This window comes from Pseudomonas sp. P129 (genome assembly GCF_020312195.1).
GTDB lineage: Bacteria > Pseudomonadota > Gammaproteobacteria > Pseudomonadales > Pseudomonadaceae > Aquipseudomonas > Aquipseudomonas fragariae.
This window is the reverse complement of sequence record NZ_JAGPYS010000001.1, coordinates 324,028-350,431: the sequence shown is the minus strand read 5'-3', so window position 1 is coordinate 350,431 and position 26,404 is coordinate 324,028. Positions and strand designations below refer to the sequence as shown.

The window sequence follows — 26,404 nt, the reverse complement described above, 5'->3', positions numbered from 1 at the left end:
CTCGACAATGAAAAATACGCTCACGCTCAATGACACCGCCTTCTCGGCTCAAGCACCTGACCGCGCCGCCATGACTCGCAGCCTGCAACTCATGCGTAACAGTCTGGTAAAGGCAGACCTGCTGTTTGCCAAGACCCAGTACCTGCCCAACCTTTATGAAAAGCTCACGCGCCTGAACATCCTGGCCGTCACTGAACAGCAGCGCCTCGGAGAACACGCTGAACGGCTGATCATTGATATCGAGTCGAAGACCACCCTGCTGACGCAGTACGCTCAACCCTCCGCTACTCCCATAGATGCCGAGGATCTGGAAGATATTGACGCTCAGTGTCAGCGCCTTGTGAACAATGTCACTGCAACGGCCGATCAACTGGCCAATGCTGTGAGTGGACTGACGCAAGGTATCGATCGACAGCAGACCGCTGAGTTTGTACAGAGTCTGGAAGGTGACATGGCAAAAGTCGGCATCGAACTCGATGTTTCACACACCAGCCTGGCGAAGTTGAAAGACGAGCGTCAAGTGCTGAGCAGCGCTATCGACGCCCTGGAAAGCAAGGGGCTGGCGAGTATTGCCAAGGACACCTTGATCACTGCGGAGAAGGTGCTCGGCCTGGGAATGCAGCCCCCGCAACTCGCCGTGATCATGCTGGCGCTTGAGCAAATGAAGGCGACCCTGGAAAAGGGGGCAGCGGGAATCAACCTCATCGCGATGATCAAACGCCGTGATGGTTTTCGCGAGCGCATCAATGCTCTGTCCCAGCAATTGGCAAGCCTGGACAAGGACAAAATGGGGTTCGCACAGCGCATTGAACTGCTTGAATGCTTCAACGCTTTTGACGAGCAACGGGCCGCTTATGTCGAGCAATACCAGAAAATCAAAAACGCGCTGGACAGCTTTCTGGACGTCAACACCACGGGTACATCCGATGACAGCCAACGCAGCATGCGCCTGATCGAGTCGGGCCGACAGTTGATCGGCTACTTGAGCCGCATTCGCTGATAGCAGCGTAGCTCGGGTTGCAAGGGGAATGGCCTGTACGCCCGTTGCAACCCGCGTTTATACACCTGCCGTTCGACAGCAGCCAAAAAGTCATCAACTCTCGAGGGGCCAGCATGACAGAACAACTCTTGTACCAAAGCGACTTCAAGGACCTCACCACTTACCTGCAGGTCTTGCAGAGGCTTCCGGAATTGACCCGCTCTTTCAAGGTCCATCTTGATCAGGTGCCGCTGGCCGGACGCAGCGCCGACCCCATTCCCGAACTACGCAATGTGCTTGACAGGGCCTACAAGGACTTATCTGTCTGGTCAACGCTTATGCCCAAGTTGATGGCGATGCACAGACGACTTGACGCCCTGACGGCAGAACTCACGCAGTTTTCCGGAAATGCAACGCAGCACCAGAAGCTGGCCGTGCAACTGAGGGGCTCCGCAGGCGATCGGCTGATAGCGTTCGAGAACGAGTTCGATAACGAGGAACAGACCGTACAGAAACTGACCCAGGGTATCTGCACCATTCTGCCGCGACTTATTGACTTCCTGAACGACGCTATCTCTCGCTATAGCCGCAAGTTCGGACTGAAGCCGGGCAACCCTCTCCGGGAAAATCTGGCAAACGCCCTGCCGCTGTCATTCGGTGCACCGGATGCGATCGACGCGCAAGAACGACTGTTTCGTGCACAAGGTTATGCGTACCGAGCGTCAGGGTGGTACACCCGCGCTTACACGGCCGCCAGTAATCTGGGTGCCTACCTGTCGCGAATGTGGGAACTGCTCTGGGCCTGTGTGGGCAGCATTATCGGCGTACGTAAAGCCGACACACCTTCGCGTGACCGCCTGGCATCAGGGCTGCTACTGGTCAACGTGCGGGAAATCCAGCGTCTTTCCAAAGGGTTCGACACTGGGCAGGAGCTGACTGCCTGACCCCGGATGAAACGCAAAAAAAACCCGCGATCACTCGCGGGTTTTTATATCAGGACAGCGCTTACAGGTAGAACGACTTCAGCGGCGGGAAGCCATTGAATTCCACTGCGCTGTAACTGGTGGTGTAGGCACCGGTGGACAACCAGTACATGCGGTCACCGATGGCCAGGTTGAGGGGCAGACCGTACTTGTAGTTTTCGTACATGATGTCGGCGCTGTCGCAGGTAGGACCGGCGATGACCACTTCTTCCATTTCGCCTTTCTTTTCGGTCCAGATCGGAAACTTGATGGCTTCGTCCATGGTTTCGATCAGGCCGGAGAACTTGCCCACATCGGTGTATACCCAACGCTCGACCGCGGTACGCGACTTGCGGGCAACCAGTACCACTTCGCTGACCAGAATACCGGCGTTGGAGATCAACGAACGGCCTGGCTCGAGAATGATTTCCGGCAGGTCATCACCGAAGTCTTCCTTCAGGAAGCGAATGATCTCTTCAGCGTAGGTTTCCAGGCTGTTGGTGCGGGTGATGTAGTTGGCCGGGAAGCCGCCACCCATGTTGATCAGCTTGAGAACGATGCCGTCTTCTTCTTTCAGACGCTCGAAGATCACTTTGACCTTGGCGATGGCAGCATCCCAGACGCTGATGTCGCGCTGCTGCGAGCCGACGTGGAACGAGATGCCGTAAGGCACCAGCCCCAGGTCGCGGGCAAGAATCAGCAGGTCCATGGCCATGTCGGTCTGGCAGCCGAATTTGCGCGACAGAGGCCAGTCGGCGGTGGTCGACCCTTCGGTCAGGATGCGCACATAGACTTTCGCGCCCGGTGCAGCCTTGGCAATGTTGCGCAGGTCGGCTTCGGAGTCGGTGGCGAACAGACGCACGCCCTTCTCGTAGAAGTAACGAATGTCCTTGGATTTCTTGATGGTGTTGCCGTAGCTCATGCGCTCCGGACCAACGCCGCAGCTCAGGACCTTGTCCAGCTCGTAGATCGAGGCGATGTCGAAGCTCGAACCCTTTTCCTTGAGCAGATTGATGACTTCAACGGCAGGGTTGGCCTTGACCGCGTAGTAAACCTTGGCGAATTCGAAGCCCGCACGCAGGTCGTCATATGCCTTGCTGATGATGTCAGTATCAATGACCACGAACGGGGTTTCTTGCTTGTCAGCGAACGCCTTCATTTTCTTGAAGGTTTCGGCTGAGTAGTAGTCTTCGACATTGATCGGCATGCTGCTGGAACTCCTATTGGCAAACGGTATTGGTCAATGGGTACAAATGAACGCCCTCCGTATCCCCACTTTGGTTCGCCTACTTCCCAAGGCATGTCGCCGAAAGCAAAAAGGCCCTGAAGGGCTGCCTTCCTGGCCTTGCTGTCTCGTCGTCAGTACTTGAGCCGGATGGATCGTTTCCAGCATGGACGTTCGGCGCGAACTTTAGGACCTGAGGGGCCGGATATCAACAAAAAATGTCGCGTTTTTGCACAGGGCTCTCGAGTTGCCTTCCCAAGGACCTGTTTAACCGACCTGCATGACAGGCAGATGTTCCCCGCACGGATAACCCGCGGCTGAAAGGGAATGGCTGGATAGGTCGGGTTTGCCAATAAAAACAAGGATCAGCACCGGGCGCGCCGGGCAAGCACAGCGATTACCGATAGCAAAGGCGGCTGACGAATCAGGAAGGAGGCGCTGAATAAAAGATTCAGGAGATAACGCGTCGTTCGCGGGGAAAAGGTACAGAAACAGTGTAAGCCCGGTACCTCGCAGGCACCGGGCTTACATTGCGAGACTTACACCTGTGCTTCGGCTGCAACGTCCGCAGGCGAAACAATGCTGGTCTTCATGCCACGCGAACGGCCCGAGCTCAGATACGCCGCAATGGACTCTTGCGTCACTTCACCCAGGAACACGTTCTCGGCGTCCAGCACCGGCAGCCAGGCGCGGTTGAACTCGTACATGCGCGACAGCAGGATGCGCAAGTGCTCGTCGTAAGCGGCAGTGGCGTTGAATTCACGCAGGAACTGCGCGCACGTGCCCTGCTGGCGATGCAGGTCACGACGACGCACATAGCCCATCGCCTTGTTCTCGCTATCGGTGACAACGATGTAGCGACGGTCGTTTTCGTCCATCACTTCCAGAGCGTCGGCAACCGGGGTTTCCGGGCTGACCGACGGCGCGTTGTCGGCGGCGTCTTCGGCCTTGACCAGCAGCAGGCGCTTGAGGGTGCTGTCCTGACCGACGAAGCTGCTGACGAAGTCGTCAGCAGGATGCGCGAGCAGGGTGTCCGGATGATCGATCTGCAGCAGTTTACCGCCACGGAAAATCGCGATCTTGTCACCCAGCTTGATGGCTTCGTCAATGTCGTGGCTGACCATGATCACGGTCTTGTTCAGCGCGCGCTGCATCTCGAAGAACTCGTTCTGGATCATCTCGCGGTTGATCGGGTCGACCGCGCCGAACGGTTCATCCATCAACAGCAACGGCGCGTCGGCGGCCAGCGCGCGGATCACGCCGATGCGCTGCTGCTGACCACCGGACAGTTCGCGCGGGTAGCGATGCAGGTACTGCTTGGGCTCCAGCTTGATCATGCTCATCAGCTCGCGAGCACGATCATGGCAACGCTGCTTGTCCCAGCCGAGCAGCTTGGGCACGACCACGATGTTTTCTTCGATGGTCATGTTCGGGAACAGACCGATCTGCTGAATCACGTAGCCGATGTTGCGACGCAGGGTCACTTCGTCCAGGCCCGTGGTGTCTTCGCCATTGATCAGCACTTTGCCGGAGGTCGGCATGATCAGGCGGTTGATCATTTTCAGCGTGGTGCTCTTGCCGCAGCCCGACGGGCCGAGGAAGACGCAGATTTCGCCTTCGTTGACCGTGAGGCTGACCGAATCGACAGCCTTCACTTCTTTGCCGTTGCTCTGGAAAGTCTTGGAGAGGTTCTGGAGTTCGATCATTTCAGTAATCCTTTTGGAGTCAGCGTGCGTTGCAGCCATTGCAGGAGCAGGTCGGCGATGATGGCCAGAATGCTGACCAGGACCGCGCCGACGATCAGCATCGACATATCGCTGCGGCTGATTGAAGCGAGAATGAGTACACCCAGACCACCGGCGCCGATGGTCGCGGCGATGGTCATGACACCGATATTCATCACCACGGCAGTGCGCACACCGGCGAGGATCACGGGCACGGCGATGGGCAGTTCGACCATGCGCAGACGCTGGCCGAAGGTCATGCCGATGCCTTTGGCGGCTTCGCGAATACCCGGTTCTACCCCGGTCAGCGCCAGATAGGTGTTACGCATGATCGGCAGTAGCGAGTAGAGGAACACCGCCGTAATCGCCGGCATCGGGCCAAGGCCCTGGCCGAATTTGGAATAGAACGGCAGCAGCAGGCCGAACAGAGCAATCGACGGCACGGTCAGCAGCACCGTGGCGCTGGCCTGCAACGGGCCCGCCAGCGCTGGAAAACGCGTCATCAACACGCCCAGCGGCACACCGACGACAATCGCCAGGGTCACGGCGATGCCGACCAGCGTGATGTGCTGCCAGGTCAGCTGCAGGACTTGTGCCCAGTCCAGATGGGAGAAGGCGCTCAAGAAACTCATATCGTCTCCTTCCTTAGTTCAATGGATGCTGGCGCAGAAAATCTGCGGCAACAACGGATGGGCTTTCATGGCCGACGTCGACGCGAGCGTTGAGGTCGATCATGGTCTGGTTGTCCAGCAGGTCAGCCAGCGGCTTGAGCAGCGTGGCGATGTCCGGATGCTTATCCAGATATTCCTGACGGATCACCGGCGCCGCGGTGTAGTCCGGGAAGTAGTGCTTGTCGTCTTCCAGCACTTTCAGTTTGAAAGCATTCAGACGACCGTCGGTGGTGTACACCAGACCGGCAAAAACCTGACCGTTGCGCAACGCGGTGTAGACCAGCCCGGCGTCCATCTGCCGGGTGTTTTCACGACCGAGATTCATGTCGTAGTGCTTGACCATGCCGATCAGCCCGTCGGAACGGTTGGCAAACTCGGTGTCCAGCGCTACGACATGACCCTCTTTGGCTTCGTCCTTGAGCACTTTGGTCAGGTCGGTCATGGTGTTGACCTGCGGGTACTTGTCAGCCACTTTTTGCGGCAGTGCCAGCGCGTAGGTGTTGTTGAACTTCGACGGAGAAAGCCAGACCAGGCCTTTCTTCGCATCCACTTCTTTCACCCGCGCATAGGTCTGGGCGCTGTCGAGTTTTTCATCGATATGGTTGTAGGCCACCAGCGACACACCGGTGTATTCCCACAGCAGATCCAGCTGACCGCTTTCCTGAGCGCTGCGCGCCAGGTTGCTGCCAAGACCGCCGGTAATCTGCACGTCGTAATTTTTGGTCCGCAGGTATTGCGCAGTCAGTTCGGCGAGCATGGTCTGTTCGGTGAACACCCGTGCGCCGACACGTAACAGCGGCTTTTCCGCAGCCTGGGCCAATGCCGGAAACAACAAGGCAAAGCCTAAAAACAAGCATATTCTTTTCATGAGGATTCCTTCGCTCAGCGAGCCAGTCCGCGTTCCAGCCAAAGACGGCTGGCCAGTGTCACCAGACCATCGAGCAGCAGCGCCAGCAGAGCGGTACACGCCGCACCCAGCACCAGTTGCGGCTGGTTGTTCAAGGCAATGCCCGGGAAAATCAGGCTGCCAAGGCTGTTGGCACCGATGAGAAACGCCAGCGGCGCGGTCCCGACATTGATCGCCAGCGCGACACGCACACCGCCGATAATGATCGGTACGGCATTGGGCAACTCGACACGCCACAGCACCTGGCGCGGGGTCATGCCGATACCGACGGCAGCTTCCTTGAGTGAACCCTGGACGTTTTTCAGGCCCTCGTAGGTGTTACGCACGATAGGCAACAGAGAGGCGAGGAACAGCGCGAAGATCGCCGGCCCGCTGCCGATCCCGAGAATCCCGAGGGCAATGGCCAGAACGGCGAGAGGAGGAACGGTGTTGCCAATGTTGAATATCTGCATGAAGCGTTCGGCGCGGCCAACCATGCTTGGTCGGCTGAGGGCAATGCCTGCAGGGATGCCGACCACCAAGGCCGCCAACATCGAAACCAGAACCAGAATCAGGTGAGCCTGAAGGTAGAACAGCAGGTCATCCTGGTATTGCTTGATAGTACTGATGCCGATCCAGTGGATCAGCAGGGCCAGGAGTGCGATCGCAACCGCACCTCCCAATAGCCCCTTGCCATAGCGATTTGCCACAGGCGGACTCCTTATTTCAGTCGGCGAACGCGTTGACCTGGACGTCCGGAAAGGACGCCGGCAATAACGTTCGCGAAGAGCAGCGGGTGGGTCGCCGGTAAGGGTTTAACCTCGGCGAAAACACAAGCCATAAGCGCAGCTTCGTCAAACCAACATGCTGATGAATCAGCCCCTTGCGTTGGCTTCGTTGCGAGCCTTGACGGGGGAGTGGACGTCTCCACGACCTGAAAGGTTCCCACACGAGACATTATCTGGCCATCGTTTATTGTCTGAACGGTTCGGTTATTGCCGCGAGTTGAGCTATAATCTGCGCCCTTTTTCAATCCCATCCCAGGCGATTTCCCATGACCCAACAGGCCGCCGAAGTCGCGAAACGCCGCACTTTCGCCATTATTTCCCACCCGGATGCGGGCAAAACCACCATCACGGAAAAACTCCTGCTGATGGGCAAGGCCATTTCCGTCGCCGGTACGGTCAAGTCGCGTAAATCCGACCGTCACGCCACCTCCGACTGGATGGAAATGGAGAAACAGCGTGGTATCTCCATTACCACGTCCGTGATGCAGTTTCCGTATCGCGACCACATGATCAACCTGCTCGACACTCCGGGCCACGAAGACTTCTCCGAAGACACCTACCGCACCCTGACGGCGGTCGATTCGGCATTGATGGTCCTCGACGGCGGTAAAGGCGTCGAGCCACGCACCATCGCGCTAATGGATGTCTGCCGTCTGCGCGACACGCCTATCGTCAGCTTCATCAACAAGCTCGACCGCGATATCCGCGACCCGATCGAGCTGCTCGATGAAATCGAAGCGGTCCTCAAGATCAAGGCGGCGCCGATCACCTGGCCGATCGGTTGCTACCGGGACTTCAAGGGTGTCTATCACCTGGCCGACGACTACATCATTGTCTACACCGCAGGCCACGGCCACGAGCGCACCGAAACCAAAATCATCGAGAAGCTCGATTCGGACGAAGCCCGCGCCCACCTGGGCGATGAATACGAGCGCTTCGTCGAGCAACTGGAGCTGGTACAGGGTGCCTGCCACGAATTCAACCAGCAGGAATTCATCGACGGTCAGCTGACCCCGGTGTTCTTCGGCACCGCGCTGGGCAACTTTGGTGTCGATCATGTACTCGATGCCGTGGTGAACTGGGCGCCCAAGCCGCTGGCACGTGTGGCCAACGAGCGCACCGTCGAGCCGGCGGAAGAGAAATTCAGCGGTTTCGTGTTCAAGATCCAGGCGAACATGGACCCCAAGCACCGCGACCGCATCGCCTTCATGCGTATCTGCTCGGGCCGTTACGACAAGGGCATGAAGATGCGCCATGTGCGCCTGGGCAAGGACGTACGGATCGGCGACGCGCTGACGTTCTTCTCGTCGGAGCGCGAGCAGCTGGAAGAAGCCTACGCCGGCGACATCATCGGCTTGCACAACCACGGCACCATCCAGATCGGCGACACCTTCACCGAAGGCGAAGCGCTGGGCTTCACCGGTATTCCGCACTTCGCCCCGGAGCTGTTTCGTCGTGTCCGCCTGAAGGACCCGCTCAAATCCAAGCAACTGCGTCAGGGTCTGCAACAGCTGGCCGAAGAAGGCGCCACACAGGTGTTCTTCCCGCAGCGCAGCAACGACATCATCCTCGGCGCCGTCGGTGTGCTGCAGTTCGATGTGGTCGCCAGCCGCCTCAAGGAAGAATACAAGGTCGAATGCGCCTACGAGCCGATCACTGTGTGGTCAGCGCGCTGGATCGACTGCGACGACAAGAAGAAGCTCGAAGAGTTTGAGAACAAGGCGGTGGAAAACCTGGCAGTGGACGGCGGCGGTCACCTGACCTACCTCGCCCCTACCCGCGTGAACCTGGCCCTGATGGAAGAACGCTGGCCCGACGTGAAATTCCGCGCCACCCGCGAGCACCACTGACCGGCCGATGGCGTCACCCACGGCATTCCCACGCGGGAGCGTGAGGAACGATAGTTCTCTAACTATCGTGCCGATGCTCCGCGTCGAGCGTGAGGAATGATAAGCGTCCGAGAGAACACCTATCGTGCCGACGCTCCGCGTCGGCATGCATTTCTGGACGCTCCGCGTCCTGTCCCGAACTTGCGGCGCGGCGCAGATCTGTGACGCGGAGCGTCACCCACGGCATTCCCACGCGGGAGCGTGAGGAACGATGGGCGTGCCCAAAAGTACGCCCTGCGTCCTCTTCTGGCTGGCATTCGCTGATCTGGATCAACCATTCAGCGCAAAATGAGAATTAATCTCAATAGAGCCTTGCTATTATCCCGATAAGAATTATTCTCATCTGACTTGCACAGGAGATGAGACATGACCTATTTGATCGATGCATGGCTGGACAGACCCCACCCTTACCTGAGAATTCTCCATCGCGAGACAGGGGAAGTGTGTGCCGTACTGGAAGAGGAAGCGCTGGAGGAGTTACGCGATCAGGGCGATCTGGATGTGTGCAGCTTGAGTTCCAGCGAGCCATTGGTGCTCAAGGAGCTGGTGAGAAACCTGTTTCTGTTCTGCTACGCGCGGGCGTTGCGCCCCATGGGTGAGTTGCACTGAGCATGAAGCATCAGCACAACTGCGTCGCTGAACGAATCGGCGCGATTCGCTCAGCGACCATCTGCATCGACCGCGTCGCTTACAGAACGTCCAGCAGTTCCACGTCAAACACCAGTACGCTGTGCGGTGCGATGCTGCCTACGCCCTGAGCGCCGTAAGCCAGTTCGCTCGGCACGTGCAGACGCCATTTGCTGCCGGCGTTCATCAGTTGCAGCGCCTCGGTCCAGCCGGCAATCACGCCGCTGACCGGAAATTCGGCCGGCTCGCCACGATCGTAGGAGCTGTCGAAGACGTTACCGTCGATCAACGTGCCGTGGTAGTGAACGCGTACCTGGTCTTCACGGGTTGGCTTGGCGCCAGTACCAGCGGTCACGACTTCGAATTGCAGACCCGAAGCCAGCGTGGTCACGCCTTCGCGCTTGGCGTTTTCAGCCAGGTAGGCCTTGCCGGCGCCCGCAGCCTGCTCAGCCTTGGCGGCTGCTTCAGCCTGCATGATTTCGCGGATGACCTTGAAGCTGGCGGACATTTCTTCCTGACCGACACGGCTTGGCTGACCGCCAAACGCATCGCGCAGGCCTGCCACGATGGCTTCCAGATCGACGCCCGGTGGCGGGTTGTCGCGCAACTGATCGCCCAACTGACGGCCAATGCCGTAGCTGACGCGGGTTTCGTCGGTGGACAGATTGACTTCGGACATGACACTGCTCCGCATGGGGGCATACAGTCAGTGAGCGGTTGAGGCCTGATGGCCATCACTTCGACACTCGCTGATACACCCCGGACAAAAGGCCGAGCAGCCTAGCACAACAGACCGGAAACGTCCTACAGCAGCGGTGGCTAACTTCTGACGATCAGGACCATGAAGAATGAAACGAGATCGGCAGGCGCATTTCGGAACGGTCATTGACCGGCATGCCGCACAGCTCATCATGGACAACGCAATGGACCAGGTAAAAAGGCACCACCGGTATGTCCTTGAGCAGCTCCCGGGCATGCTCTACCGAGCGAAGATGCAGGGTCTTGCCCGCCGGGTCCTTGAGCATCACCGAAGTGCCATTCATGCGCACATCCAGCAGATAGATGCCGCCTTCGATGGAGATCAGGTTCAGCTCATCGACCCGCCCGGCCTGGGCGTGGTCGGTAAATTCCTGATAATTCATGATCGAACCTCCTGCGCAAATGCCTGATGCATCGGAACGGACGTTTTACAACACACAGCGCCGACATGCCAGAAACGATAACGCCCGCCCCTGTCATTCCATGTAGTTTCAGTGCTTGGTGACCTTGTCCAGATAGCCCATCGCAAACGCCGATATCACGAACGTCATGTGGATAATCACGTACCACATCAGGTATTCGGGCTTGATGTTGGTGGCGTCCATGAACACCCGCAACAGGTGGATGGAAGAAATCGCGACAATGGACGCTGCGACTTTCATCTTCAATGAAGACGAATCCATGGTGCCCAGCCAGTTGAGCTTTTCCTTGTCCTCGTCGATGTCCAGTTGCGACACGAAGTTCTCGTAGCCGGAGATCATCACCATCACCAGCAAGCCACCGACCAGCGCCATGTCGATCAGCGACAACAGCACCAGAATCAGGTCAGCTTCGGCCAGCGAGAAGATGTTGGGAATGACGTGAAAGATTTCCTGGAAAAACTTCAGACACAACGCCAACAGACCAAGGGAGAGGCCGAAATAGATCGGCGCCAGCAGCCAGCGCGATGCGTACATGGCATTTTCAAAAAAACGTTCCATTGATACTCGCAAGGTGTTTTAAAGGAGCGGGCGAGTATATCAGCGGTAATGCGCCGCTCTGAGCGTGCGACAAAATATCGCACAGCGGCAGTTAGCGCACTTGAGGAAACGGGTTAAGGGTTAAAGGCTAGAACAGCGACGAACTCTGACAGACAGTCCTGTCGCTATCGATACGGCGCAATTCAGCCTGGATGTGCAGCGTCCAGATAGGCACGTCATCGGCGCATTGATAACCATGCAACGACAGGCTTTCAATAACGCTGGTGAGCACCGTTTGCGCTGCGGGCAGGCCTTTGAAAGGCCCCTGGGACTTGATTGCGGAAGGCTGTTCTTCGGCCATACCGGCGGCGAAGAACACCATCCACTGTCCGTTGTCATGAGGAAGAGGCCGGATGACACACTCGATGCGGGTCATCAGCCCCATGCATTCTCGGGTAAGGCAAAGGCTACGCGGCATGATGCGCTCCTGTTCAGCAACAGTATTCATCCGTCCCATGAAGCAGAATGCACGCCAATCTCTTTGGCCACTGCGATCACCTCAAGACTAGAAGAAAACCACCCGGCGAGAAACCATCTCTGATGAACGGAGCACCGGACGGTTTGGCATCGCCCGGTTCCTGCGCAGTCAGACCTTGAGTTCAGGCTGCAACTGCGCAGGCTCCTTTTCCAGCTCTTCCTTGAGGTCTTCGTCGCTGAGCATCTCTGCGATATCGCGCAAACGCTCCACGACACGCGCATTGACGCTGCCCTCAGGGAATTCGCCATGCTCGTCGGGCGCACCGGCAGGTTCGCCCACCAGCAGGCTCAGCGCCTCATCGGCCTGACGTACTGCGTAGATGTGGAATTGCCCGGCACGAACAGCCTGTACCACACGCTCATCCAGCATCAGCGTGGTGACGTTGGCGTGCGGAATGATCGCCCCCTGCTCACCGGTCAGCCCACGTGCTTCGCAGAGGCGGAAGAAGCCCTCGATCTTTTCATTGACCCCGCCCACCGCCTGAACTTCGCCAAACTGGTTGATCGAGCCGGTAATCGCGAAGCACTGCTTGAGTGGCGTGCGTGACAGCGCCGAGATCAGCGTGCAGACCTCGCCCAGCGACGCACTGTCGCCATCTACGTAACCGTAGGACTGCTCAAGGGCGATACTCGCGGAAATCGCCAGCGGGAATTCCTGGGCATAACGGCTGCCGAGGTAGCCGGTAAGGATCATCACGCCTTTGGAGTGGATCGGCTGGCCAAGGTTGACCTCGCGCTCGATGTCGACGATCCCGCTGCCGCCCGGGTAAACCGTGGCGGAAATCCGCGCGGGCACGCCGAAGGCCGAGTCACCAACCTCCAGAACCGTCAGGCCGTTGCACTTGCCGACTGCCGCGCCGTCAGTGTCGATCAGGATCACGCCAGCCATCATGTCATCGAGAATCCGCGCCGAAACGCGCCCGGTACGGGTGGCCTTGGCCTTGAGCGCACGCTCGATATGCCCGGCGTCGGTCTTGTCGTCGTTGGCCAGCTGGCGGATGAAATCGGCCTCGCTGACCAGCTGGAACAGGTCACCGATACGCGCCGACAAACGCCCCTGATGCTCGGCCAAGCGGGCGCTGTAAGTCGCCAGCCGTGCCACTGCGTCAGCGGTCAGAGGTGCCATGCCCTCCTCCGAGGTCCGGGTCTTGAGCAACTGAGCGAACTGCTCGAGCGTTTCATCGACCATCGGAATCTCTTCATCGAAGTCGACCAGCACCCGGAACATCTCCTGGAAGTCAGGATCGAGGTCTTGCAGGGTGTAGTACAGCGAACGCGAACCGATGATGATGATTTTTACGTTCCACGGAATCACTTGCGGCGTCAGGCTCACGGTGGCAACACGGCCGAGCTCGCCCAGCGGCGACTCCATCTTCAGCTTGCGCGATTGCAGGGTACGCTTGAGCGCATCCCAGACGAACGGCTCGCCGAGCATCTTCTCGGCTTCCAGGATCAGGAAACCGCCGTTGGCGCGATGCAGCGCGCCAGGGCGCAGTTGCCGGTAGGTGGTGTACAGCGCGCCCTGATCGGTGCTGTATTCGATGCGCCCGAATAGGTTGTCATAGGTCGGGTGTTGTTCGAAAACCACCGGCGCACCGCCATCACGGGTATTCCCGACCACCAGACTCGGGCTGTACTGCTCTTCCAGCAGCTTGCGCGCCTGGGCATCGGTCTTGGCATCATCGACCAACTGCTCGACCAGCGTCTTGAGCAGGTACACCTGCATGGCCTGCAGGTAGGCGCAGACCGCAGCGTTCTCGGCGTATTTTTCCGAGAGCGGTGCCAGCAAGGGTTGCAGGGTCAGGGTGATGGTTTCTTCATTCAACTGACGCAGCTGATTGTTGGACTCGCGCTTCCACTGCGGCAGGCTGGCCAGCTCTTCGTTGAGACGCTCCTCGAGCGCGGAGATATCTTCGTGAAAACGCTCGCGATCCGCTTCGGGCAGCTGCGAAAACTCGGCCTCGTCCAGCGCCTTGCCGTCGGCCATCGGCGTGAACGCGATGTTGGAGCTGTCGCGATACAGCGCGATGTCTTTCTCCAGCGACAGGCGCTCGATGACATCAAGAGCACGGTCGTAGCGCTGATTGAACGCACGGTCGATCGAGCTTTTCTTCTGCTGATACGAGGGGTGCTCGAAAACCGCCGGGAAGGTCACCAGCAGGTTGTCGATCAGACCGCCGATGTCGGCGGTGAACTCATGAGCAGTACCTGGTGGCAGCTCCAGCGCCTTGGGTTCGCGGGGCTCGTCGAAGTTGTTGACGTAGACCCAGTCCGACGGCGTCTGCATCCGCTTGCCTTCGGCCTTGAGGTAGCGTTTGACGAACGAAAAGCGCCCGGTGCCGGGCTCGCCCATGACAAACACGTTGTAACCGGGGCGCGGCATGGCAACGCCGAACTGCAGGGCCTCTACGGCTCTCTCCTGGCCAAGGACACCGCGAAAGGGTTCGAGCTCGTGGGTGGTCGCAAAGCTGAACTGCTCAGCGGAAAACGGACGGGTCAGCGCGTTGGGCGCCAGGCGTAGGTTGGCTGCGACAGAATCGGGCATCAGTAATCCTTACATCAGGCGGGGCAGATGTCGGCATTCTGGCGCTCGCTGTACACGACTTGCAAGGCAGGAAAGAGTCGAAAAGCATTTGCGTGACTGCCGCCAGGAGCCGCGTCCTGAAAAAAGCCGTTTTCAGGTAATAATCTGTAATCACTCACGGAACCCTTGGAACGTGCCTAAACTCCAAACTGAACAGGTGGTTGCTGGCTGGCCATCTGTCTTGATGTAACGACTCAAGAAACTCGACCCTTGGCTGAACTAAAAAGAGAAAAAGCTATGAAACGGATTCTTCTTGGAACGCTCTTCGCCGCTGTATCGATCAACGCTATGGCTCAAGCACCAGGCGGCCCTGACTGCGGTTGGGGCAACATGCTGTTTGAAGGTCAACGCGGTACTCCAGCTCACTTCCTGGCTTCGACCACCAACGGTACTTCGGGTAACGCCACCTTCGGCATGACCTCCGGCACCAACGGCTGCTCCACCAACGGCGCACTGACCTATGGCGGTAAATCCTGGCTTGCCATGAACGGCATGATGGATGAACTCTCCAAGGATATGGCCATGGGTCAGGGCGAAGCACTGACGACCTATGCTGTGGTACTGGGCGTTGCACCAGAAGACCGCGAGCACTTCGCCGCCGTCACCCACGAGCACTTCTCGCAAATCTTCAGCAAGGCCGACGCCACTGCCGAAGACGTCCACACCAACACTGTGAATGTTCTGAAAAACGATCCGACTCTGGCCAAGTACGCTACCCAGGCTTAAAGTCGCTCGCCCGCCCTTTCTTCGCAAAGGGCGGGATCCCCTTTTCTGATTAGTTGCCCTCTATGCTCAAACGTCTTGTATCGCTGGCGCTGTTCGTCTGTGCCCCTTTATCTGCGGCACCTCATGCCAGCGCTGACCGTTTGCAGCAACTGGCCAATGAGCCGTTCTGGATTTCCCTGGGTCACTACGAGGCCGGCAAGCTCGGTGGCTGGCGCAGCTACGTCACAGACCCGAAATTCTTTCTCGCCGCCGACGGTGCGCATGACCCTAAGGCAGAGCTCAGCGCCACGCTGGAGGCGATTTACGCCCCCGTGACCAATGAGCAGACCCACGCCCAGTGCGTATACCCGGCACGTACCCGCTGGCTGCGCGACCAGTTGCACCTGACTGACCTGCCAACCCCGGACTGCAAGGAATTCAAAGCCTGGTACAAGGATGTGGCGCCGGACAGCACGGTGCTGATTTTCCCGGCCGCGTACCTCAACAGTCCCTCGTCGATGTTTGGCCACACGCTGCTGCGCATCGATCCGGCCAGCGCGAAAACCAACAACACCACACTCTTGAGCTATGCGATCAACTTCGGTGCCTACATCGAAGGCATGGACAACAGCATTCTGTACGCGTGGAAAGGTCTGGCAGGCGGCTACCCGGGGTTGTTTGCGCTGGTGCCGTATCAGGAAAAACTGTCGGAATACCGCAGCCTGGAAAACCGCGACCTGTGGGAATACCGGCTGAACCTGACTGCGGAAGAAACCGGGCGCATGGTCGAGCACGTCTGGGAGCTGAAACAGATCCGCTTCAGTTATTTCTTCTTCGACGAAAACTGCTCCTACCGGCTGCTGGAATTGCTGCAGGTCGCCCGCCCGGGCCTGAAGCTTACCGATCAGTTCGGCCTGACCGCGATCCCGACCGATACGGTCAAGGCGATCAAGGCCGCCGGGCTGGTGGAGAAGATAGATTATCGCCCGTCACGCGAACGCGAGTTGCTGAGCCGCGCCGAACCGCTCGATGCAGACGAGCAACAGTGGGTATTGAAGGTCAGCGCCGATCAGAAACAGCTGCACAACAGCGAGTACCTCGCGCAGCCCAAAGAACGCCGCGCGTTGATTCAGGACGCCGCCTACCGTCTGGAACGCTACCGCGCCAACGGTCTTGAGCGCGACACGCAGCGCTCGCAACGCAGCTTCGAGCTGTTGCAGGCGATCAATCAGAACCCGCCGCCACAACTGGACATCCCGCGCCCCGGCCTGCCGGAAGAAGGCCATGAATCACGTACCTGGCAGCTGGGAGCGGGCACCCGCGGTGACAAGGCGTTTGCCGAATATGGCCTGCGCATGGCCTACCACGACCTGAACGACAACGCCTATGGCTTCCCGCTGGGTGCGCAGATCGAGATTCTTCAGCTCAAGGTGCGCCAATATGAAGGCAACGACTGGCAGGTGCAGCAACTGGACCTGGCGACCATTCGCTCGCTGACTCCGCGTACCGAGCTGCTGAAACCCTGGTCATGGCAAGTTACCGGCGGCCTGGAGCGGGTTCTCGGCAGGCATGGCGACGAGAACCTCGTCAGCCATGTCAACGGTGGTGGCGGCGGCACCTGGAAACTGACCGACGACATGCTCGGCTTTGCACTGGGCACGGTGCGGGTCGAGCACAACAACGATTTCGCCGAATTCATCTCCCCCGCTGCGGGCTTTAACACTGGCCTGCTGTGGCGCAACCCGCTGGGCAACCTGAGCCTGGAAGCCAAGGGCGACTATTTCACCAATGGCGAAGTGCGCCGCAGCGTCAGCCTCAACCAGCAATGGGAGCTGTCCCGCAACCTCGGCCTGCGCCTGAGCGCCCAGCGCGAATTCAGCCAGATGAGCTCGCCGCAGAATGAAGTGATGCTTGAGGTGAAGTGGTATCACTACTGACCGGCTCGGTGGAAACGGCCGGCAGTGTGTCGCGCAAATAAAAGCACACTGCCACTACACGTTCCCTACATCGCTTTTACGAATAACTCACAAATTACCTTCTAGACTCCTCTCATAAGCAGAGGGAATCACCATGAAGCGGTATTGGCTGTTGTTGTCGCTGGCCATCGTGCTGGCGGGTTGTCAGTCCACCCGTGACCAGATGCTGGCCGAGGGTTATCCGCCGGGCTTTGCAGACGGCTATCAGGATGGTTGCAGCAGCGGCAGGGAAGCAGCAGGCGCCACGACCGGCCAATTCCGCAAAAACGTACCCCGTTACTTGAAAGACAAGCTCTACGCCCAGGGCTGGACCGATGGCTTTCGTCAGTGCGAGACCTCGCAGGACAATCGCGACCGGCTTGATCCTGGCCAGGTCTTCAATGAACGTGATCGCGCCTGGGAGCAGGAAAAGACCCGCAGTGCCGCCAAGGCCTATCGTCCGAACTGACCCGCAAAGCGTGGAAAATCGACGAAACCAATGATGTCCTGCTGTGGCCCAAAGCCTATTAGGGAGGACTTTTCATGAGCCGCGCATTCGTAAACGAAGACAACGCTGCCGCCGAGGCCGAACAACCGGTAGAGCGGCTGGTCAGCACACAGATCAACTACGTCACTGCCGAAGGCCTGACCCTGTTGAAGAAACACGTCGGCAGCCTGCAGGCTCAGCACAGTACGCAAAATGCGTTGGGCGAAGCGGCGGACAAGCAACGACTGGCCGACCTGGAACGCGACCTGCGTTACTTCAACCAGCGCCTGCAAAGCGCGCAGGTCGTCGCCCCGGCTGTGTCGACCGAAAAAGTGCAGATCGGCAGTTGGGTGACGTTCGCGGATGAACAGGACAACCGCCAGCGCGTGCATCTGGTCGGAGAGGATCAGGCCGATGCAGCCAACGGGCTGATCAATTGGGGGTCGCCACTGGGCCGCGCCCTGATCGGCGCGCAGAAAGGCGATGAAGTGTTGTGGCAGCGCCCGGCGGGCGATCAGTCGATTGAAGTGCTGCTGATCGAACCTGACGCGTGAGCCAGGCCAGCCAACGGCAGCGCCGCTCCTTGCAAGGAGCGGCGCGTGCCTGAACGCTGATCAGGCCAGCTTTTTGTGACGCACACGATGCGGCTGGGCAGCCGCTTCGCCCAGACGCTTCTTGCGATCGGCTTCATACTCGGTGTAGTTGCCTTCGAAGAAGATGGCTTGCGAATCGTCTTCGTACGCCAGGATGTGCGTGGCTACACGGTCAAGGAACCAACGATCGTGAGAGATCACAATGGCAGCGCCCGGGAAGTCCAGCAGCGCTTCCTCCAGTGAACGCAGGGTTTCCACGTCGAGGTCGTTGGACGGTTCGTCGAGCAGCAGCACGTTGCCGCCCTCTTTCAGGGTCAGCGCCAGGTGCAGACGACCCCGCTCACCACCGGACAGGTCCTTGACGAACTTCTGCTGATCGCCGCCCTTGAAGTTGAAGCGACCGACGTAGGTACGCGACGGAATCTCATAGTTACCGATACGGATCACATCAGAGCCATCGGACACGGCCTGGAACACCGACTTGCTGCCGTCCAGGTCATCACGGCTCTGGTCCACGCAGGCCAGCTGCACGGTTTCACCGACTTCGATGCTGCCCGAATCCGGCTGTTCCTTGCCCATCAGCATGCGGAACAATGTCGACTTGCCGGCACCGTTACCGCCGATCACGCCAACGATGGCGCCTTTGGGCATGGAGAACGACAGGTTGTCGATCAGCACGCGGTCGCCATAACCCTTGGTGACGTTCTTGAACTCGATAACCTTGTCGCCCAGACGCGGACCGGCCGGGATGTAGATCTCGTTGGTCTCGCTGCGCTTCTGGAATTCCTGCGACTGCATTTCTTCGAAGCGTTGCAGACGCGCCTTGGATTTGGACTGACGCGCCTTGGCACCCTTGCGGACCCATTCCAGCTCGTCTTTCATGGCTTTTTCGTGCGCGGTCTGCTGCTTGGATTCCTGCGCCAGACGGTCGGACTTGGCTTCAAGCCAGCCGGAATAGTTGCCCTCGTAAGGAATACCGGCGCCGCGGTCGAGTTCCAGAATCCAGCCAGCCACGTTGTCCAGGAAGTAACGGTCGTGCGTGATCGCAACCACAGTACCCGGGAAGTCGTGGAGGAAATGCTCCAGCCAGGCGACCGAGTCGGCATCCAGGTGGTTGGTCGGTTCGTCGAGGAGCAGCATGTCCGGTGCGGAGAGCAGCAGGCGGCACAGCGCGACACGGCGCTTCTCACCACCGGACAGGACCGAAACCTTCGCATCCCAGGCCGGCAGGCGCAGCGCGTCGGCGGCGACTTCCAGCTGACGCTCCAGGTTATGGCCATCGCTGGCCTGCAGGATGGATTCGAGCTTGGCCTGCTCGGCGGCCAGCTTGTCGAAATCAGCGTCCGGCTCGGCGTATTCGGCGTAGACCTGATCGAGACGCGCCTGGGCGTCCTTGATCACGCTGACCGCCTCTTCCACGACCTCACGGACCGTCTTGTTCGGATCAAGTTGTGGCTCCTGCGGCAGATAACCCACATTGAGCTCCGGCATCGGACGTGCTTCGCCATCGAACTCGGTGTCGACACCCGCCATAATTTTCAACAGCGTGGATTTACCCGAACCGTTGAGGCCCAGCACACCGATCTTGGCACCGGGGAAGAAAGACAGAGAGATGTTTTTCAGGATTTCACGCTTCGGCGGCACAACTTTGCTCAGCCGATGCATGGTGTAGACGTATTGAGCCATGAAATGAAAACCTAGCGTCTGTAATGAGGACCGATTTGGGTAACGAGCTTAAAGCTCCGGCCGGAAAAAAGCTTTTATTTGTCCTTGAGACTTGCCGCGGGACCGTTCCGAGCCTTGAATAAACTCAGTTGGAAACCTGTCGGGCAGTGCTGGCAAATATAAAGCCTGATCGATATTGCAAAAAGTGGAGTCACTCATGCAGGAGTCGGTGGAGACCACGCGTTGCGCAAAGCTACCCGAATGCTGCGTGCAGGGCAAACGATACGGCGCAACGGGACTGGCACTTTGCCACAACTAAAGGCATGCTAGCCGCCCTCTTTGGGCGACCCGCCTATTTTACATAAAGCATCACTGCTTCAGTCCAGCAGTCAGGAACAGCGATTTGCCCACTTCAACGCCTCTGTCGTCATCCAGTGTCGCTACAGACAGTGCGACCAGGCCTCTGCGTGGGTCAGTGAAAGGCATGCTGGCGGGCCTGGTTCTGGTGGTGCTTGCCCTGTTGCTCTGGCAACTGATCGAGCAGTTTCACCAGACTCAGGAGCGTCAGCGTCAGCGCAGTCTGGAGTACAGCGTGCAGCTGTCCGACCGGATGAGTCTGAACATGGCGCTCAAGGCGCAGATCGCCATGAACCTGCTGGACGAGGCGCTCTCCTCCGGGGAGCAGCTGGAGCAGCCGACGACGCTGGTGAACCTGCGCACTGCCCTGCCCGCGCTGCGCAGCGTCGCCCGCCTGAACCCGGCGGGTGAGATTGTCAGTGACAGCGCCGAGGCCTCGCGCGACGCTGAGTTTCTCGGACGGGCCATGAAACAGGCGCGAGGTCGCCCCTACTTCTATACCAACTCCGAAGACGGCAACCAGATTTATATACTGATTCGCCTGGGCAACGGCGTGAGCGGCGATTACTGGGCATTGCGCGTGGCGCCCGACGCTTTGAAGGAACTTGCCAGCCAGCCGGCTCAGGACTTTCAGTACCTGTGGCGTCTCGAACAGCGCAAGACGCAGCGGGTCATTCTCCATGAACCGGTGGCCGCCAACGACGCGGACAGTGGCCTGTCCGACACCATTCTGCTTCAGCCGCTGAGCAACAGTGACTGGCAACTGCGGGGGCTGTTCGACACCTACAAGGCCCGCAGCGAACTGCTTGCGCCGCTGATCGGCAAGTGCCTGATCGGCGTGCTGCTGTCGATCCTGCCGTTGATCGCGCTGATGAGCCTGCGCAGACGCCAGCGCCAGATGCTGCAAAGCCGACGCCGCTACCGGGATATCTTCGAGGGCGCGGGCGTCGCAATCTGTGTCATGGACATGTCCGGCCTGCAGGAACAACTGGAAGCACTCGAGGTCAGGAACGGCGAGGACTTCGAGCGTCTGCTCAAAAGCCAGCCCGCCTCCCTGAAACGCCTGTTGCAGCAATTGCGCATCAGCGAACTCAACGAAGTCGCTCTGAGCCTGCTGGACATCGAGCACCGCGAACAGGCATGGCAACCGTTGATCGAGGGTGAATCGCGCTCGCGTCCGGGGGTCGGCATTCCGATCATTCAGGCGGTTCTCGCCGGACAGCCGCGACTGGAACTGGAAATCTGCCTGACCCGTGCAGGCGGTCAGGATCAGCACCTGTGGCTGGTCATGCGCCTGCCCGAGACACGCGGCGACTTCGATGCCGTCATTCTCAGCATTGGTGATATCACCAGCCGTAAACAGGTCGAGCTGTCGTTGCTGGACCGCGAGAGCTTCTGGTCCGACGTGGTCCAGACCGTTCCCGACCATCTGTACGTTCAGGACGTGCTCAGCCAGCGGGTGATCTACAGCAACCACCACTTCGGCTACACGCTGGGTTACAGCAAGTCAGAACTGCACGCCATGGGCGAGTTCTTCTGGGAAGTCCTGCTGCACCCCGACGACGCCCGACACTATCAGGACATGCGCCTGCGCCAGCGTCACCATGGGCACAATGAATTACTGCAAAGCGTGTTGCGCTTTCGGGACCGCGAGAGCAACTGGCGGAGCTTCGACATTCGCGAACAGGCACTGGCCTGGGACGCAGAAGACCGGGTCACCCGCATCATCGGCATTGCCAAGGACATTACCGAGCAGGTCGCGTCCAGCCAGTCGCTGCGTGACAGCGAACAGCGTTACCGCATGCTCGCCGAAAGCATCAGTGACGTGATTTTCTCCACCGACGGCCGGCTGGCAGTCAACTACGTCAGCCCTTCGGTAGAACGTGCGCTGGGCTACAGCGCCGAGTGGATCATACAGAACGGCTGGTCCGCCGCGATTGCCAACCCCCAGCAAATAGTCGGTTTTGATGCGCTCATGAGCCGCATCGACAAGGTCCTCGACAAACCTCAGGAACTCGCCAGGCTGCGCGAAGAAGTCACCACCCGAATGTTCCTGTTCGACTGCCTGCGTGCCGACGGTCGCAAGATCCCGGTGGAACTGCGCGTGGTGCTGGTGTGGGGCGAACACGGCAATTTCGAGGGCATCTTCGGCGTGGGCCGGGACATCAGTCAGCAGCGTCGGGCCGAGAAAGACCTGCGCATGGCTGCCACTGTATTCGAGCATTCGACATCCGCCATCCTGATTACCGACCCCGCCGGCTATATCGTGCAGGCCAACGAGGCCTTTACCCGTGTCAGTGGCTATGAAGTGGCTCAGGTGCTCGATCAGTTGCCGGGCATGCTCACCGTGGAATCAGAACAGGAAACCCGCCTGCGCCACATTCTCAGGCAGTTGAACGGACAAGGCACGTGGGAAGGTGAAATCCGGCTCAAGCGCCGTAACGGCGAACACTACCCGGCCTGGGTCGGCATTACCGCAGTCCTCGACGACGAAGGCGATCTGGCCAGCTACGTGTGCTTCTTCAGCGATATCAGCGAACGCAAGGCCAGCGAGGACCGTATCCACCGTCTGGCCTACTACGACGCGCTGACTCACCTGCCCAACCGCACCCTGTTCCAGGATCGCCTGCATTCGGCGCTGCAGCACGCCGAGCGCCAACAGGCCTGGGTCGTGCTGATGTTCCTCGACCTCGACCGCTTCAAACCGATCAACGACTCCCTGGGGCATGCCGCGGGCGACCGGATGCTGCAGGAAATGGCCACGCGGCTGCTCGCCTGTGTGTCGGTGGATGACACCGTGGCCCGCATGGGCGGTGATGAGTTCACCCTGCTGCTGGAACCGGATGAAAGCCGTGAAGCGGCGCTGAATCGCGCCATTCATGTCGCCGAACGCATTCTGACCAGCCTGATCACGCCGTTCGTGCTGGAAGGCCGCGAGTTCTTTGTGACCGCCAGTATCGGCATCGCACTCAGCCCGCAGGACGGCAAGGAACTGAGTCAGTTGATGAAGAACGCCGACACGGCGATGTATCACGCCAAAGAGCGCGGCAAGAACAACTTCCAGTTCTATCAGGCCGACATGAACGCGACCGCGCTGGAGCGTCTGGAGCTGGAAAGCGACTTGCGCCACGCCCTGGAGCAGAAGGAGTTCACCCTCTTCTACCAACCGCAGTTCAGCGGCGACGGCAAACGCCTGACGGGCGCGGAAGCCCTGTTGCGCTGGCGCCATCCGCGCCGCGGGCTGGTGCCGCCCAACGACTTCATCCCGGTGCTCGAAGAGCTCGGGCTGGTCGTGGAAGTCGGCGACTGGGTCCTGGCCGAAGCCTGCCGTCAACTCAAGCACTGGCATCAGGCCAGGGTTCGCGTGCCCAAGGTGTCGGTCAACATCTCGGCACGGCAGTTCTCGGACGGTCAGCTCGGTAAACGCATCGCCCACATACTCGAACAGGCCGGCCTGTCACCCGCCTGTCTGGAACTGGAGCTGACCGAAAGCATCCTGATGCGCGAAGTCAACGAGGCCATGCAGATACTCGATGGCCTCAAGAACCTCGGCCTGAGTATCGCCGTCGATGACTTCGGCACCGGCTACTCGTCGCTGAACTACCTCAAACAGTTCCCGATCGACGTGCTGAAGATCGACCGCACCTTCGTCGATGGCCTGCCGTCCGGCGAGCAGGACGCCCAGATCGCCCGCGCCATCATCGCCATGGCCCACAGCCTGAACCTCTCGGTGATCGCCGAAGGCGTAGAGACCCACGAGCAACTTGAGTTTCTCCGCGAACACGACTGCGACGAAGTCCAGGGCTACCTGTTCGGCCGCCCGATGCCACCTGCCCAGTTCGAAGCGCAATTCAGCAACGACGCGTTGTTCATGCTGGATTGAGGGCCAGTTCTCGCAACGTCGCCATCGTCCATTTGAACGATAGCCGAACCCTTGAATATGAGTAGACTTGAGCCACTGCCTCGCACAGCGTCGACGACAGCGAGCGCTCTACCCATAACAAAGAACACAAGGGGGTAGCATGATCAGCGATACAACGTCCCTGGACAGTGTTTCCTGGCAGGTCGTGGAAGCCTTGAACAAGGTGATTCTCGCGCTTCAGACCGAGGTCAGCAGTGCGTCTATCTCTACGTTTCATCAACAGGCACTTGAGCGGGTGCGCGCGCTGGTGCAGTTCGACAAGGCTTGGTGGGGAAGATCCACCTGGCGTGACAACTGGCCCGTCGAGCACAGTTCCTTTTTGCTCGGCCTGCCCTCCGGTTACGCCGCCGAGTGGGAGCAACTCAAGACCTCGGATGCCAGCGTCGGCAGAATGCATCAGACCCAGGGCGTCTGTCAGGTCATTCACTGCACGGCAGCGGATGCCCCTCCCGCGCTTGCCGACCTCGGACGCCAGTACGACCTTTGCTTCGCGCTGGGCATAGTCCTGACCGACCCGCACACCCAGCAGGGCGTGCATTTGACGCTGTTTCGCTCGGCCGACCACACGCCCTTTTCGCCCTTGGACAAACGCCTGATCGAGTGGCTGATGCCGCATCTGATCGCCGCTGAACAGGCCAGTTATCTGCGCACGCTCACGACCCTGCGGGAAACGCAGGGGGCCTACGATGAGACCGCCATGGCGGTGAGTGATCGTTACGGCGTGCTGCTTTCCATGGAGCCTGCGTTCGCGTCGATGCTGGCCTCGGAATGGCCCGACAGGCCGTCCAATCGTCTGCCCCGACAGTGCAACCCTCAAGCGGGCTATTCGAGCCATAACCTGCACATCACGTCGCAGCCAGTGGGCGACCTCGTTCTATTGACGGCGCGCCGACGCAGCAGCCTGGAACTGTTGAGCTCGCGCGAACTTCAGGTCGCCCGAGGCTTTGCGGTCGGACAGACATACAAGGAAGTCGCGCGCAATATCGGTATGTCGCCCTGCACCGTCCGGCACCACTTGAGAAAGATCTACAACAAGCTCGGTGTCACCCGTAAAGCGCAGATCGCCCAGTTACTGCATTTGACTGACGGCTGACGCCAACGCGCTCTATCCCCATTTCCGGTTTTTCCAATAACTGCCACCCCGCAAGGGAGGGCTGTGCTCGCCCATAAAAATAACAAGGCACTTACCGATGTCATTAAAAAACCACTTTCTCAGCGCTTCAGGGCTCGCCATGGCGATCCTGTGGTTATCGTCCACAGCGTGCGCCACCGAGAATGCGGCGCCCACGACAGCCGCTGGCGTTTTTGACTTTGGCGCAGGTTTCATGCCGCCCACCACCCCCAATGGCACCGTCGGCATGCGCATCAGCAACTACCGCGCGGATGTCATCAAGGACAGCCACGGCAATGACAGCCCCAACGACTTCCAGATCAACGTCCTGGCGATCGGCCTTGCCTACTTGCGAATGACCGATCAGGCGTTTTTGGGGGCCCGCTATGGTTTCGCGGTGGTGCCGATCTTTTTCAAGATGGATGCAGACCTGGGTGTGAACGTCGGGGGGCAACGGGTAGCCAGCGACAGCGCAGCGCTGTTTCGCCAGGCGGACCTGCAAGTGGTGCCGATCATCCTGGACTGGAAGCTCGGGCCGGGGCTGGGCATCAATACCCAGCTGATGATTCAGGCGCCCACCGGGGACTATGACAAAAACCGTCTGGTCAGCCCTGGCACCCATCACTGGACGGTTTCTCCGCTGCTGAATGCGACCTACATTTCACCCGGAGGCTTCGAGGTTTCCTCGAGTTTCCAGATCGATATAAACGCGCGTAACCCCGACACCGATTACCGCAGTGGCGTTGAGTACCGGCATGAGTTTGCAGTGGGCCAGCATGTCGGCGACTGGACCGTCGGCATCGGCGGCTACTACTACCGGCAGCTGTCGGACGACGACGCGCCGGGGCTGACCCGCGGCAATCGCACGCGGGTACTCGCCGCAGGCCCTGCAGTGAGTTACTTCAAACCCGGCTCAGGTCTGCCCCCCATCTGGTTGCACGCCTACAAGGAGTTCGACGCCCGCAACCGTGCCGAGGGCTACACCGTGGCGCTGCGTACCGGCATCAGCTTTTAAGTGG

22 protein-coding genes are annotated in these 26,404 nt (G+C 59.3%); 11 read left to right on the top strand and 11 right to left on the bottom strand.

All coding sequences use genetic code 11. The features are described from left to right. Positions 1-7: 7 nt before the first annotated feature. Complete coding sequence (locus KBY02_RS01595; protein ID WP_060409562.1) at positions 8-1,000, top strand: alpha-xenorhabdolysin family binary toxin subunit B; 993 nt, start codon at positions 8-10, stop codon at positions 998-1,000. Positions 1,001-1,113: 113 nt separating this feature from the next. Next, a complete protein-coding gene (locus KBY02_RS01590) occupies positions 1,114-1,923 on the top strand; it encodes a hypothetical protein (protein WP_003400020.1) in 810 nt (269 codons plus the stop codon). 61 nt (positions 1,924-1,984) lie between these two features. On the opposite strand, the gene KBY02_RS01585 is transcribed toward KBY02_RS01590, so the two are convergent. The 5 genes from KBY02_RS01585 to KBY02_RS01565 all read right to left on the bottom strand — a co-directional run bounded on the left by KBY02_RS01585 (position 1,985) and on the right by KBY02_RS01565 (position 7,157). Further along, the gene (locus KBY02_RS01585) at positions 1,985-3,148 is read right to left on the bottom strand and encodes a type III PLP-dependent enzyme (RefSeq protein WP_003368674.1); all 1,164 of its coding nucleotides are present in this window, start codon (positions 3,146-3,148) and stop codon (positions 1,985-1,987) included. A 557-nt stretch (positions 3,149-3,705) separates the two neighbouring features. Continuing rightward, positions 3,706-4,872 carry a betaine/proline/choline family ABC transporter ATP-binding protein gene (locus KBY02_RS01580; RefSeq protein WP_024642528.1) on the bottom strand — a complete coding sequence of 389 codons (1,167 nt, stop codon included), beginning with the start codon at positions 4,870-4,872 and terminating at the stop codon, positions 3,706-3,708. Continuing rightward, the gene (locus KBY02_RS01575) at positions 4,869-5,522 is read right to left on the bottom strand and encodes an ABC transporter permease (protein ID WP_003400010.1); all 654 of its coding nucleotides are present in this window, start codon (positions 5,520-5,522) and stop codon (positions 4,869-4,871) included. Before KBY02_RS01575 ends, KBY02_RS01580 begins: the two co-directional genes overlap by 4 nt. A 13-nt stretch (positions 5,523-5,535) precedes the next feature. Further along, on the bottom strand, positions 5,536-6,429 hold the full coding sequence (locus KBY02_RS01570) for a glycine betaine ABC transporter substrate-binding protein (protein WP_011268920.1): 894 nt from the start codon (positions 6,427-6,429) through the stop codon (positions 5,536-5,538). Between the two features lie 14 nt (positions 6,430-6,443). Then, positions 6,444-7,157: an ABC transporter permease gene (locus KBY02_RS01565; protein ID WP_024640031.1), complete on the bottom strand. Its 714-nt coding sequence runs from the start codon at positions 7,155-7,157 to the stop codon at positions 6,444-6,446. Positions 7,158-7,501: 344 nt separating this feature from the next. Here KBY02_RS01565 and KBY02_RS01560 point away from each other — a divergent pair, with 344 nt between their 5' ends. Both KBY02_RS01560 and KBY02_RS01555 read left to right on the top strand, forming a co-directional pair. Continuing rightward, positions 7,502-9,085, top strand: a complete 1,584-nt coding sequence (locus KBY02_RS01560; protein WP_003396266.1) for a peptide chain release factor 3 — start codon at positions 7,502-7,504, stop codon at positions 9,083-9,085. Positions 9,086-9,490: 405 nt separating this feature from the next. Next, positions 9,491-9,733, top strand: a complete 243-nt coding sequence (locus KBY02_RS01555; protein ID WP_002555214.1) for a hypothetical protein — start codon at positions 9,491-9,493, stop codon at positions 9,731-9,733. A 79-nt stretch (positions 9,734-9,812) separates the two neighbouring features. Here KBY02_RS01555 and KBY02_RS01550 read toward each other — a convergent pair whose 3' ends face one another. The 5 genes from KBY02_RS01550 to KBY02_RS01530 all read right to left on the bottom strand — a co-directional run bounded on the left by KBY02_RS01550 (position 9,813) and on the right by KBY02_RS01530 (position 14,551). Continuing rightward, on the bottom strand, positions 9,813-10,430 hold the full coding sequence (locus KBY02_RS01550; RefSeq protein ID WP_003419060.1) for an FKBP-type peptidyl-prolyl cis-trans isomerase: 618 nt from the start codon (positions 10,428-10,430) through the stop codon (positions 9,813-9,815). Between the two features lie 154 nt (positions 10,431-10,584). Further along, entirely contained in the window at positions 10,585-10,893 is a 309-nt protein-coding gene (locus KBY02_RS01545; protein WP_003400001.1) for a DUF6482 family protein, read from the bottom strand. A gap of 108 nt (positions 10,894-11,001) precedes the next feature. Then, complete coding sequence (locus KBY02_RS01540) at positions 11,002-11,490, bottom strand: TIGR00645 family protein (RefSeq protein ID WP_003313787.1); 489 nt, start codon at positions 11,488-11,490, stop codon at positions 11,002-11,004. A gap of 127 nt (positions 11,491-11,617) precedes the next feature. Then, positions 11,618-11,947 (bottom strand): hypothetical protein, encoded by a 330-nt coding sequence (locus KBY02_RS01535; protein WP_032607618.1) that lies wholly within the window; start codon positions 11,945-11,947, stop codon positions 11,618-11,620. Positions 11,948-12,115: 168 nt separating this feature from the next. Beyond that, on the bottom strand, positions 12,116-14,551 hold the full coding sequence (locus KBY02_RS01530; RefSeq protein ID WP_011268923.1) for a Lon protease family protein: 2,436 nt from the start codon (positions 14,549-14,551) through the stop codon (positions 12,116-12,118). 276 nt (positions 14,552-14,827) lie between these two features. On the opposite strand from KBY02_RS01530, the gene KBY02_RS01525 reads away from it, so the two are divergent. The 4 genes from KBY02_RS01525 (at position 14,828) to KBY02_RS01510 (ending at position 18,291) form a co-directional block, all read left to right on the top strand. Further along, complete coding sequence (locus KBY02_RS01525) at positions 14,828-15,316, top strand: DUF3015 domain-containing protein (protein ID WP_002555221.1); 489 nt, start codon at positions 14,828-14,830, stop codon at positions 15,314-15,316. Between the two features lie 62 nt (positions 15,317-15,378). Next, on the top strand, positions 15,379-17,232 hold the full coding sequence (locus tag KBY02_RS01520; protein ID WP_011268924.1) for a DUF4105 domain-containing protein: 1,854 nt from the start codon (positions 15,379-15,381) through the stop codon (positions 17,230-17,232). A 133-nt stretch (positions 17,233-17,365) separates the two neighbouring features. Beyond that, positions 17,366-17,719, top strand: coding sequence for a lipoprotein (locus KBY02_RS01515; protein ID WP_024652392.1), 354 nt, complete (start codon positions 17,366-17,368; stop codon positions 17,717-17,719). A gap of 74 nt (positions 17,720-17,793) precedes the next feature. Then, entirely contained in the window at positions 17,794-18,291 is a 498-nt protein-coding gene (locus KBY02_RS01510; RefSeq protein WP_024641823.1) for a GreA/GreB family elongation factor, read from the top strand. 60 nt (positions 18,292-18,351) lie between these two features. Here the strand turns inward: KBY02_RS01510 and ettA are convergent, their stop codons facing one another. Next, on the bottom strand, positions 18,352-20,016 hold the full coding sequence (gene ettA / locus KBY02_RS01505; protein ID WP_003399986.1) for an energy-dependent translational throttle protein EttA: 1,665 nt from the start codon (positions 20,014-20,016) through the stop codon (positions 18,352-18,354). Between the two features lie 382 nt (positions 20,017-20,398). Between ettA and KBY02_RS01500 the strand changes: the two genes are divergently transcribed. The 3 genes from KBY02_RS01500 (at position 20,399) to KBY02_RS01490 (ending at position 26,400) form a co-directional block, all read left to right on the top strand. Further along, positions 20,399-24,235 carry an EAL domain-containing protein gene (locus KBY02_RS01500; RefSeq protein WP_060406340.1) on the top strand — a complete coding sequence of 1,279 codons (3,837 nt, stop codon included), beginning with the start codon at positions 20,399-20,401 and terminating at the stop codon, positions 24,233-24,235. Positions 24,236-24,374: 139 nt separating this feature from the next. Further along, on the top strand, positions 24,375-25,367 hold the full coding sequence (locus tag KBY02_RS01495) for a helix-turn-helix transcriptional regulator (protein WP_024652394.1): 993 nt from the start codon (positions 24,375-24,377) through the stop codon (positions 25,365-25,367). 97 nt (positions 25,368-25,464) lie between these two features. Then, positions 25,465-26,400 carry a transporter gene (locus KBY02_RS01490; RefSeq protein ID WP_032653275.1) on the top strand — a complete coding sequence of 312 codons (936 nt, stop codon included), beginning with the start codon at positions 25,465-25,467 and terminating at the stop codon, positions 26,398-26,400. The last annotated feature ends 4 nt before the right edge of the window (positions 26,401-26,404 follow it).